The organism is Chryseobacterium subflavum (genome assembly GCF_055762745.1).
Window position 1 is genome coordinate 38,553 of the sequence record NZ_JBVTMR010000004.1, and the last position, 12,186, is coordinate 50,738.

The 12,186-nt window shown below is 38.6% G+C and carries 8 protein-coding genes; all 8 read right to left on the reverse strand.

Annotated features, from left to right (window positions below; all coding sequences use genetic code 11):
- Nucleotide 1: 1 nt before the first annotated feature.
- The 8 genes from AC0INN_RS17515 to AC0INN_RS17550 all read right to left on the reverse strand — a co-directional run bounded on the left by AC0INN_RS17515 (nucleotide 2) and on the right by AC0INN_RS17550 (nucleotide 12,163).
- Nucleotides 2-2,167 (reverse strand): type VI secretion system Vgr family protein, encoded by a 2,166-nt coding sequence (locus tag AC0INN_RS17515; RefSeq protein WP_273650854.1) that lies wholly within the window; start codon nucleotides 2,165-2,167, stop codon nucleotides 2-4.
- 248 nt (nucleotides 2,168-2,415) lie between these two features.
- A complete protein-coding gene (gene tssD / locus AC0INN_RS17520) occupies nucleotides 2,416-2,829 on the reverse strand; it encodes a type VI secretion system tube protein TssD (protein WP_172284101.1) in 414 nt (137 codons plus the stop codon).
- Nucleotides 2,830-3,155: 326 nt separating this feature from the next.
- Complete coding sequence (locus AC0INN_RS17525) at nucleotides 3,156-5,489, reverse strand: TonB-dependent receptor (RefSeq protein ID WP_273650853.1); 2,334 nt, start codon at nucleotides 5,487-5,489, stop codon at nucleotides 3,156-3,158.
- 124 nt (nucleotides 5,490-5,613) lie between these two features.
- Nucleotides 5,614-6,609: a DUF2931 family protein gene (locus tag AC0INN_RS17530; protein ID WP_306614306.1), complete on the reverse strand. Its 996-nt coding sequence runs from the start codon at nucleotides 6,607-6,609 to the stop codon at nucleotides 5,614-5,616.
- 73 nt (nucleotides 6,610-6,682) lie between these two features.
- The gene (locus AC0INN_RS17535) at nucleotides 6,683-7,651 is read right to left on the reverse strand and encodes a hypothetical protein (RefSeq protein ID WP_306614309.1); all 969 of its coding nucleotides are present in this window, start codon (nucleotides 7,649-7,651) and stop codon (nucleotides 6,683-6,685) included.
- A complete protein-coding gene (locus AC0INN_RS17540) occupies nucleotides 7,644-9,323 on the reverse strand; it encodes a T6SS phospholipase effector Tle1-like catalytic domain-containing protein (RefSeq protein WP_306614311.1) in 1,680 nt (559 codons plus the stop codon). The genes AC0INN_RS17535 and AC0INN_RS17540 overlap by 8 nt, the downstream gene beginning before the upstream one ends.
- 2 nt (nucleotides 9,324-9,325) lie before the next feature.
- Entirely contained in the window at nucleotides 9,326-11,263 is a 1,938-nt protein-coding gene (locus AC0INN_RS17545; RefSeq protein ID WP_306614313.1) for a type VI secretion system Vgr family protein, read from the reverse strand.
- Nucleotides 11,264-11,314: 51 nt separating this feature from the next.
- Nucleotides 11,315-12,163, reverse strand: coding sequence for a lytic transglycosylase domain-containing protein (locus AC0INN_RS17550; protein ID WP_172284092.1), 849 nt, complete (start codon nucleotides 12,161-12,163; stop codon nucleotides 11,315-11,317).
- Nucleotides 12,164-12,186 lie beyond the last annotated feature (23 nt).

A 12,186-nucleotide genomic window follows, 5' to 3' on the forward strand; every position in this document is an offset into this window, starting at 1 on the left:
TTTAATTAATAAATGCGTCCCCACCATCGATCTTGGTCTGTCCGCCACCGAGATGATTGGCAGGAGATGAAAGATCAATTCCTTTGGTACCTACAACTCCGATTCCCTCTCCACTGATTCCAATGATCTTTCCGCTGAGGATAATTGTTCCGTCAGCTTTTAATGTAATTGAACTGGCACCTGTCTTGATGGTTACATTCGTGTCGCATTCTAAAGATATATTTCCGGCATTATCCATTGAAAACACAGAATTGGCACCACCGCCATCTTTACTTCCGACATTGATGACATTTTTGCTACCTGTATTTACTGTATTGTTATTACCTACTTTTACTGTCTTATTGTTATTGGCATTGGTCGTTGCATTACCGGCACCATCAAACTTCATATTCGCACCTCCCTGATCTGTTAAAAAAACAGAACCTGCTCCGTCATCCAGTTCCAGTTTATTACCACTTCTGCTGCTTAAGCTTTTAATATTATTTCCTGCGCCACCGCCACCGCCAACACCTCCGTGAAACATACCTCCCATAACAAAAGGACGGTCCGGATGTTGATGAACGAAATTAACCACAACCTGATCGCCGACTTCAGGGATGGCCATAAATCCACGATTTTTGCTTACTTTTTCACTTCCTCCACCATCGGGAGTCATCACTCTGATAAATTCCGTGGTTGCAGATCCGTTTTGCCAGTCAAACTGTACCTGTACACGACCCTGGTTTAAGGGATCGGTATTGGAGATCACTTTGGCAAACTGAGGTTCTGCTTTAGGGGTTTCAAACTCCGGCCGTGGAATAAATCCTGTATCAGATGCAATCGCATCAAATGTTCCTGTATAATATCCTCTTGCATCTACCTCGTGAGTCATATCTATGATCATGAGTTTTGTGAAATAAGAGGTTTCATTACTGTCTGTTTTCCGCATCTCAATATCGGCAGTACATCCTGGATACAGGAAAGGAACAGTAGTGGTTCCTGAAGTAATGAAAACACTGGATGCTTTACTTCCCGCAGTACCTTTTTGGGATGCGTCAATGTCCATAAATGATGAAGCCTTAATCGGAGCTACTCTCAGAGATGGCGTTGTAAATGTTTTTTCTGAAATTTCGTATGCACGCTTGGCAATATCTGAAGTATGGGTAATTTTTGAATTACCGGTGGTTAGTTTTTCATTCTTACTGCTGTTATACCCATAAAAAGTAGGATTAACATGCTGAGCCTTCATTCTTATTTTTATATCCTGAACGCTGCTGCCATAAGTAAGCTTGATTGGTTTTTCCTGAGGCGGCAATTTTCCGAAATGAAGAACTTCACCGTCATAATAGAATTGCTCACCATAGGCTTCGGCAATTCTTGCAAGATAATTATAATGGGTTTCCTCATATTGGGAGCTGTAAGAGACATTTCCATGTTGTGAATCAACCCGGAAGTCAAACTTATTTTGTCCCAATCCTTCTTTTATAACCTGATCTGCGATGCTATTTAAGCTTATTTCTTTACCTCCTCCAAAGCTCTGGATATGAGGAGCCGCATCAAGCAAAACGGTAGGACTTGATCCCGTAAGTACTACATTTCCAAGGCTGCCCTTCTCCTGGCTAAAACCTACTTCGGTAATAACCCCTACAAAACTTCTTTCAGGTCCATCTTCAACGTCTTTGTATTTAAATACGACAGTGATTCTTTTTCCAAGGAAATTTTGGGCTTCTTCAAGGTTATGGTTTTCCGGATTTCCCAGTGTATCATGAGCAAGCATTAAATCGAATTCATGATGTTTTGTAGCACTTTGTTTAAGCTTAAAGTGTTTAAAGTGTTTTACAATTTTTCCTTCAATAATAATATCAAGTTTTACCACCCTATTGATACCCATGATCTGGCTTTGAGGGAGCGCATTCGCATTATGTATTTTGGAAGTAGGTTGCTTGGACCATACTTTATCTTCTATAACAGAAGGAGCTGTAGGCTGCACAACCTGGTTCATAAAAAGACCGGAGGCATTTTGTGCCATGCCTGAATAAGCCTGAGCCTGGGATAGCTTTTGGGTTATTTTCTGAACTTTCGGATTTGCTTTTTCCTGTATTTTTTCACTACCCTTTTGTATTGCCTGTGTTTTCACTGTATCTCCCAGTTGTTCTGCAGGACCTTTTATATTTTTGGGCGCCGACATTTTCGGCGATTGACCATCCTTAAACATAATCTTACTATTTGAATTGATTAGCTGATGTTGTGAAATAAAATCATCTTATGATCAGATAATTTTCTATATTCCCTCTAAACCAAAAATCATAAACACCTAATTAATAGATATATATGATATTTTTATAGAGTTATGGATCTCAAAACGAAAAAACAGAATAGTCAACTCTGGTGAGTAAACTATTCTGTACCAATTTTATTTTTACTAGGATGGTTTAATTAATTGCTGCTTCCACCTGGCCAGATACCTTCATAGATACCGTTACCATAATGGATTTTTTCTGCACTTACGATGAAGCTGATCAGCATACTGTTGTCATCCACAGCATCAAAGTCTACTTCGTGCTGAATAACATATCCGTTCTCCCATGTTAAAGTAATTAATGTTCCTTCTTCGTGAGATTTATTGAAAGTAACTTCACCTGTTGTAGGCTTGTATTTCCCGTTAAGTAAGCTTTCTAAGATGTCAGATTTTTCTGTAGCTTCGATCGTTAATTTGATGATTGCGTTGGAAGGGTCAGAAGCTACACGTCCTGAAACGTCTGTAGATCTTGATACGCTGTAATTAAGCTTTAATAATTTCTGACCTTCGCCTCCGTTGAATTTTAAGATTCCTCTTGAATTTGCTGCCATGATTTGTAAATTTTAATCGTTAATATTTTGTGATGTGGTGTTCAATTGTATAGCAAATATAGATTGCTTATTCTTAATCTGAAACTTTTTGATCACCTATCTGAGTTTTTGTAGTAATTCTACGATTTGGTGTAGTAATTCTACGATAATAGAAATAAATAACACATTAAAACACTTATAATCAAATAATTATAATTAAAATTCAGTCAATATATCTAATTATTTTTAACACCCATCCGAGAGATATTAACAAAAAATTAATAAAATTTAGAAGGTGTTAACATAAGATTAGATTCAAAAAAAGCTGTGAAAATCACAGCTTAAATTTAAAATTTATATGCAATACTCCCGAGGACCTGGGTCGGATTTTGTGGAGTTAATCTTACCGACCATGTTTTTTCATTGGTCAGGTTATTCACTTTTATTCCTGCTCTGAAATTTTTATGATCATAAAAGACTGTAGCATCTAAAGTAGTATATGCCGGGATAATAACTTTAGCTGTTGTCGTATTGGTCTGGAAAGAATGATTTCCCTTATTTCCTCCAAAACCCACTCCGAGTCCTTTTAATTCTCCCGCCATGATTTGATAGCTCATCCATAAATTGTAAAGATTGGATGGTCCGGATAAAGCAGGACGCAACCCATTGATTTTTTCTTCTGCTTTGGTCATTTTACTGTCATTATAGGCATATCCAGCAATAATATTGAATCCACGAAAAGGGTTTGCAGTAAATTCTACCTCTACTCCTTTACTTCTCTGCCCTCCGTCTTGTAAAGAATACAGATTATTAACAGGATCAGGTCGCACCATATTTTTTACATCAATATCATAATAGCTCACTGTTCCTACCAGCTTATGTCCAAAAAGGTCTCCCTTTATTCCTATTTCTTTCTGGTTTGCCTGTTCCGGTTTGAAAGTGTTTCCGTTGATATCTGATCCTCCTTTATTGGTAAATCCATTCATATAGTTTCCGAAAATGGATACTTTGTCTTTTACCACCTGGTAAACCAAACCGAATTTTGGGGAAAAATTAGTCTGCCAGTAATCACCTGAGTTTACATTTTTAGCAATATCGGTAACTCCAAGATTTTGATATCGGTCTGCCCTCAGACTTACCATAGCCAGAAATCTGTCGGTAATATTGAAGACATCGGATGCATAAATAGCATAGCTGTTGTCTCCATTTTTTTCGATCCTTGGGGTTCCTGAACTAGCAAGATTATCTATCGTAGATTGATTGGCTGAATAGGGCGTATTGCTGGTAAAATCAAATGGAGCACCTGTCACCGTTACCCTGTCGAAACTATTCGCATTGTTGTAATAATCCAGCCCAATGATCAATCTGTTTCTATGTCCTGAAATCTGAAAGTCCCCAATAAAATTTTGTTGAATATTGGTCGCAATGAAATTGGTATTTCCCTTCATCACCTGTAAGCTTGCTTTTGTATCAGAAGTCCCATTGATGGCAGTAATGTATCCGTCTATGGTCGATCTTGCACGTGAGAAAACGGTTTGAGATGTCCAGTAATCAGAAATCTTATAGTTCATTTGTGCAAAAATATTCATCATTTCTGTTTCATAAGCAATATCATTGCTTCCAAACAACCGGTTATAAGGAAATCCCATATCAGCAATAGATTGTACTTTATTGCTTTTCAGGTAAGGATTAAACCTCACAACAGAGGTAGCCTTCTCGTGGCCATATTCGATGTCAAATAAAAGAGAAAGCCTGTCATTGATCTGATAGGAAATAGAGGGTGCCATTGAGATCGCATTACTAAATCCAAGATCCTGAAAGCTTTTCTGGTACGTGGCCGCACCATTTAACCGGAAAAGAATGGTCTTATCCTTATTCACTGGTGTATTAATATCTGCAGTAAACCTGTTGTAGTTCCAGCTTCCTGCCGTATAGGACACTTCTCCTCCGAAACCATTATACGGCTTTTTGGTTACCCTGTTAAATAAACCTCCATATGTCGACAGATTTGAGCCAAATAAGGTTGCCGAAGGTCCTTTAATAGCTTCAATTTTTTCAAGGTTTGCCGGATCAATGGTAGTGTAGGCAAAACCTGAGATCCCGTTTCTTACCATAGGCTCCGTGGTAAATCCACGGGAAAGGAATGTAACACGTCCCTGATTGGCAAGCATGGGAATTCCGGAACCCGGAATATTTTTTGAGATACTTCCCAGATTAACTGCAATCTGTTCCTGAATCAACTCTTTTGGAACACTGAGGTAAACCTGCGGGGTTTCGATATTTTTCAAGGGAAGCTTGGAAACATAAGGACTTTCCTTTTTAGAAAACTTATTGGTGACCGTAGATAAAGTAATTTCCTGAATAACGGAAATATTTTCTTTCTCCAGCTGGTAATTGACCACTGCTGGTTCATTCTGCTTTACATGTACTCCTACAATTTTCTCATTGGAGCCAATAACCTGTATTTTAAGGTGGTAATCTCCTTCCGGCAATTCATTAAAACTGAAGTTACCATTCTGATCAGTTAGGGTATGCTTATGAGTCTCTATCAGCTCTATGGTCGCTTCGGAGAGATTATCTCCATTATACTGTTTGAGAGTCCCGGAGATAGATCCTGAATTTTGGGCAAAAGCCCAACCCAAGCCCCCGAAAAAAAAGGCAACAATAACGGCACGTTTCATTTAGTCAATTTTTCAGCCGCAAATGTAAGTTTTATTTATACTAAGTAAAAATAAGAATAGGTAACATTGATTAAAATCATGTCCCTGTTTCAAAAAGAAAAACCTTCTTTTATTTCTCTATTGATTATTTATAAGAATCGTGAAACTCTTTTTCGGTCTTGAAAATCCTTATGCTATCAGCCGGAAAAGGCTCCCCATTCAGAGAGATCTGAAATCCGCTGTTATCAGGAGCTATTGTTAGTTCAAGATTTCCCTTGCTTCCTGTTTTCCTGAAGGCTTCATTTGCTTTTTCCCAACTAAAAAAAGCACGCCCCAGGTATTGTTGTCCTTTTCCAGTTTCCCAGGTAAAGTTCAATTCTTTAGGTATTGCCCTTTCTTTGATCTGAATGTTATTAATCCATGGACGAAGCATCACTTCCGTTTCACCATTGTAAAAATCCAGGTTCATATCAAATAGGCGAAGTCCTTTATTCTGGGAAGTAATCAAAGGTTTCCAGGAATACTTTGTTCTATAATTATCCCATGTAACGGGTGATGCATCAGGATTAAAATCCCTTTTTTTAACCTCTTCTCTGGTCATACTCCATTTAGCAAACAGCTTTTTCTCAAGCTCTTTATCATTTTTTACTGCATCGGCCTGAAACCTGCCTAATTCTATTTGAACAGCACGAAAACGAAGCCATACAACTACCATTCCCTTGGGAGCAAAACCAAAAACCAAAGTTGAAAAGCTATTGTAAGGATTTTGTGCACTTCCAAAAGTTTCATTTCGTCCCAGGTTTTTATATTCCTGAAGTTCTTCGGTGTAAAGAGGAGCTTCACTTTGTGCATAAGCCCGTTCCATATAGTCTTTAATTTTATCTTCCGGAAAGTCCGCTTTCAGATGGTAAAAAGTATCTTCATACCCTGCATAGTAAGTAATATCAGCTCCAATCGGAGTTCCATGCTGCTCGGTCCATCCTTTTCCGGATGTCCCCCATTCACCTGATGTTCCGCCATAAGGCAAGCTGGCAGGAATGCCTTCGAGGGTTATGATCTTATCATCAACGAACTCTATTCTATATGGATTGGCTGGAGCACATATTTCTACCTGAAACTGGGGTATTTCTTTTTCTTTCATTTTCTGACAGCTTATATTTTGGGCAAAAATTGCCAATAAAAACAATATCTTAATCAATCTCATATCAATTTCATTATTTTTGAGAAGCGGGTTGTACAGGAAGCGGGGGATCAGAATCATTGCTTTCTTCCCTTATCAGTCCCGGATCCTTCAAACATTTTGCGACAAGGAAGTTTTGGGGATCATCTCTGTATTTCAGTTCTTTAGCCGGCTTCTGTTTTATTTTAACATATGGATAAATGATCCTGAGATGCTGATCGTTTGTACTATTCTTTTTTTCGTATTGATTTTTATTTTTGTTAAAAGAATAAGTTCCGAGATCTATTTTATCCTGAACAATATGATAATCTTCATTCAAATATATCTTATCCTGACCGAAAATTGAATATATTTTGTCGAATTTCGCCAGTATATTTTCCGGTTTTTCTTCTTCAATATCAGTGGTGTTTCCCAACTTAAGCGGTGAGCGGCGCACGAGGTTACTATCTTTAATGTGTCCCTCCTTAATCGTAATGATGCCATTAAGTTCAGAAATATCCTGTTCTTTTTCAAGAAAGAATAACAACAGATCGTTGCTCATATTGTCCAGCGGAAATACATTTACAACATCAGCGTTATTTTTTACGGTCAGATCCTGTACTTTATTTTGAAATGGAATGAAGTAACCAGTTTGTCCGCAATCTTCGGTAAGGCGGACAGGACGTAGAATATCTGATTCTGTACTCATGTATATCTTGTTCCGGATGATCTGCTGATCGGTAATAATCAACCGGTTTTCACCAGGAGTTTTCCTACTATATAAGAGGTATTCTGATTTTTGATGGATAGGATTAAAAATCAAAGCATTATTTTGTATTGACGCTCTTCCAATAGCAACCGTGGACGCTCCTATCGCAACAAACCGGTTATCAGGAAAAATATACAGATAAATCTGCTTTTCTCCAAAATAATATTGTCCGGTTATGTCTGGCGTTTTCTGACCATAATTATAATTAAAAATGAGTACTAAAAATAAATAGATCAATCTTTTCAGCTTATCCATCCTGTATATTCCTTTTTCTGTATTTCGCTTCCAATGCGCCTCTTTCCTTAGGAGCATTATCATTAGGTCTTGTATCTAACCCAATCTGATTGGTCTTAGCAGACCAATGAAGGTACTGATTTCTAAGTATTTTCAGATCTTCTTTATCGATATGCCCTAAATAGGAAATAGCTTTAATATCCTTTATATAGCGGGAAGATGAAGAGGTATCCCCTGAATTATAAGCTTCTATATATTTATTCCGGAGATCATTGCATGCATTCATATATGTGGATAACTGCGAATAGATCTTCTTCATAAAGCTATCATTTATTTTATGATTTTTTTCGATGACATCTTCCAGATACTTGATATTATTATTTCTGGAATAATGAAACATTTGGTTTAAGGGAATTTTATCATACATATTGGAAAGCTTCCTTGTTCCTACCAAACCATAATATTGTGCTCCTTTATTCCACCACCGGTCATAATTGACGTCTTTTTGGTAAAAATATTTAATTTTCAATTGGTCTTCATGATACCAGCCTTCTTCTACAACAATTTTTTTAAATGCTTCACACTCTTTATGCGTTTCTACATTCTGATAAGGATCATAAGGATCACAATACAACACGGAAATTTCCTCTCCAATGCCGTAGGACCCTCCAATATCGGAGTGAACTCCCGGAAGGGTAAATTCCAGACCATACAATCCTGTACTATTGATGTTCGTAAGGTCAAAATTATCCCTGTATTCATCATCAGAAGCCAACTGCAGGGCAAACTGTACTTTCCCTCTTCCAATGGTATCCAGCCCCAGCTGTTTGGTATCATTATCAATACCAAAGCCCCCTCTGTGATTAAGTCCATAGGACGCTACCGTATCATATAGCCCGGCAAATCTAAATCTGATCTCTTTAACCTCCAGTCCCTGCGCCAGGAGACAAGCTCCAAAATAACCATGTTGATTTATAAATGCATCTTTGGATCCATCTTTATCACTGATGGTCAGATATCCGTCTTTGATGTCTTCAGGTGGAAAAACCTGCAGGACTTTTCCAAAGTTAGAGTAAGAGACATAAGCTTTTGAGTTGGCTACATGTACAAAATGTCTTGCCGCCGCTGCTCCGCGGCTAAACCCGAACACATTTACAGTTAGAATATTGATCGGCCTAATGTTATTTTTTAATTTATCTACAATCGCCTGGGCTCCCTTTAAACATCCTTTAGCTACCTTGGCGACTACTCCTGTGCTTCCGGTACCTTGTGCAACTCCTTTCAGGATACTATCACTTTCTTTATCTTCTGTTCCGATTCCCTCAATGTACCACGACACCTGGTTATCCGCATTGGGATCTATAGCGTCATATCCTTTCGCTACGTTCGTAAATTCATTGTTGTAGCTATCATCCTTATCGCTGCTGGCTTCCTTAAAACCTCCACCCAGCATGGTATTGGTTTTATTATTCTGGGTTCCGTCAAAAAAAAGATTCAAGCTGATATCAATCGAATTTACGGGCTTATCATTGGGGTTTACTTTTTGTGCCTGTCCATAGCTTACCCCGGAATCCTTGCCTTTCTGCTCTACCGAAACCGAACTGTTATGTTCTATGCCTTCCTTGGCGTAGGTTAAATAATTCCCTCCGGTTCTCGTAGTCGTCTTACCTTCTACAAAATACTCGATGCTCATGACTAGTGATTTTTAGATTTCTCACCACTATTGTTTTGAACTTCTTTTTCAGCGTGATGTTCTACTTTTCCTTCACTATTGACCTCAACTCCTTTTAAGCTGGTCAGCTTGTGTTCTTTTTCTCCGTATACCTCCATGTCTCCTTTCACATAATGGCTCATTTTTCCAATGACATTGGTTGTAAAATCCGCCCCGGTAGTAACATATTTCATAGACCCTACGCTTTCCGTATTATTGAGCATTATTTTATCCATTTTGTTCATCCCGACATAGGTATTCATATTTTCTCCAACATTAATATTCATATTCCGGCAGTTCAATGTCATGGTTTCAGGAGCTGTGATTGTGATGTTACTTCCGGTGGTGTCCAAATGGATCTTATTTCCCGATTTATCCGTAATAATAATGCTTTCATCTTCCGTAAAAATAATACGGTGCCCACTTCTTGTCTGAATGGATTTTACACGGTTATCTACTCCTCCTCCTAAACCTACACCACCATGAAACATTCCCCCCATTACAAACGGGCGGTCAGGATGGCTGTGAACAAAATTGACCATCACCTGGTCTCCTACTTCCGGTACTGCTACATAGCCTCTGTTTTGAGTAATCTGATCCGTTCCCCCTGCATCAGGAGTCATTACGCGGATAAAATGGGTAATATCATTAGTCTGCCAGTCAAATCTTACCTGTACCCGCCCCTGGTTTTCAGGATCGGCATTGGAAATTACAGTGGCAATCTGTGGTTCTGCTTTCGGAATTTTAAAATCCGGTTTTGGTAAAAATCCGGTGTCCGATGCAATGCCTTCAAAGCTTCCCTGATAATGACCGATTGTATCGATCTCGTGGGTGGTTTCGGTGATCATAATCCTGGTGAAATAATCACTTTCATTGGTATCAGGCTTACGCATCTGCACATCTACAATACATCCCGGATGTAAAAAAGGCACCGTAGTTTTTCCGGAAATGGAAAAAACACCTACCGCTTCACTCCCCGCAGCACTTTTCTGGGAATATTCCACATCAAGGTGTGTTGACGCTTTTACAGGTGCTACCTGCAGAGCCGGTGTTTTGAAGATTTTATCATTATGGGCATACGCTGTTTTGGCAAGATCACTTACATGCTGAATCGGTGTTTCACCGGAAGTAAGCTTTTCATTTCTACTGCTGTTGTATCCATAAAACTGAGGCTTTGTATGAACTGCTTTCAGTTCTACTTTTACATCATTGGCATTACTCCCGTAGGTAAGTTTGATCGGTTTATTTTGTGCAGGAAGCTTTCCAAAGTGCAAGACCTCTCCATCATAGAAAAATTGCTCACCGTAAGCTTCCGCCATTCTCGCCAGATAGTTATAGTGGGTTTCATCATACTGGCTGCTATAAACAATCTGGGAATAATCATTAGTATCTATCCTGATATCAAACCGGCTTTTATCGATACCCTGCTTAATCACTTCCTCTGCAATAATCCCCATATTAACGGCCTGGTCACCTCCAAAACTCTGAATATGCGGAGCACCGTCCAAAAGGATGGTAGGGCTATATCCTGTTAAAACAATGTTCCCAAGGCTCATTTGCTCCTGGCTGAATCCTACTCCTGTAATTACTCCCACAAACGTTCTTTCGGGACTGTTTTCTATGTCTTTGTAAGAAATCACAGCTGTAAGACGCTTACCCAAAAATTTATTGGCTTCTTCCAAAGTATGTGTTTGTCTTCCTCCAAGTGCATCGTGCGCTAAAGTAAGCGTAAACTCGTGGTGACGTTGTGCACTTTGCTTCAAAGTGAAATGCTTATAGTATCTGATCACATTTCCTTCGATCACAAGAGACAATTTTACGAGACGGTTGATCCCCGTATGATGGCTCTCCGAAACGCGATCAGCATTTTGTGAAGGACGAAAAGAAGGATTTTGGGATATGTTGGGTGATTTTGTTTTCATATAAACTGCATTTGGATCGTTAAACATTATTATTAAACCTTAATCATTACTTTATTTCTTCCTGACAGAGCGGCTCAGTATTTTATTCTTTTTTAAAAGAAAATCAGGCATGAGATCTACCGGCAGATAGAATATGCTTTCGCCGCTTTGCTTGAGCTCATCCATGATTCCCGGATTCCAGGTAAGTATTTTATCTACATCTACATCCAGTTCTTCGGCTATAATACTTAAGTCAAACCCGGCATTGATATCTGTTTCAGCTAAATTAGGTGCGGTATATTGGCCTGTCCTGTTTTCAAATATCATATTCATGCGTGAATTGTTATAATCATTCAGTACGCTTTGCAATTCACCTGTGGCATAGCAGGCATTTAAATATTTTTTAACATGGTTTATTGTTTCTCCGGGAAGATATTTACTAAAAATATGATATTGCGAAGATCCCGCAGCATCCATTGCTCTTGAAATATTACCCTCGCCACAGTTATAAGCAGCTACTACAGTTACCCAGTTGTTGTATTTTTTGTATAGCTTCCCCAGGGAAATCACTGCTGTTTTGGTACTTCTGTATAAATCCGAACGGCTTTGCTCAGAAAGACCGTATTGATTGGCATGTGCCGTCATAAACTGCCATACACCTACCGCACCGGCACCGGAAATTTGTTTCCGGTCAAAACCGGATTCAATCAGGGCTAAATTTCTAAGATGCCTGGGTAACCCTTTTTGAGAAAGTGAATATTCTATAAATTCTACGATCTCTTTGTTCGAACTGATGATACTTTTATATCTTCTCACACTGTTTTCGGAAGTATCAGAAGCTGAAAGAAACTGCCCATTTACAAAATGAGAAGAAATCAGCAACAACATTCCGGTTACAATATGTTTGAAATTAAATTTCATTGTACTAATAACTATTTTAAATT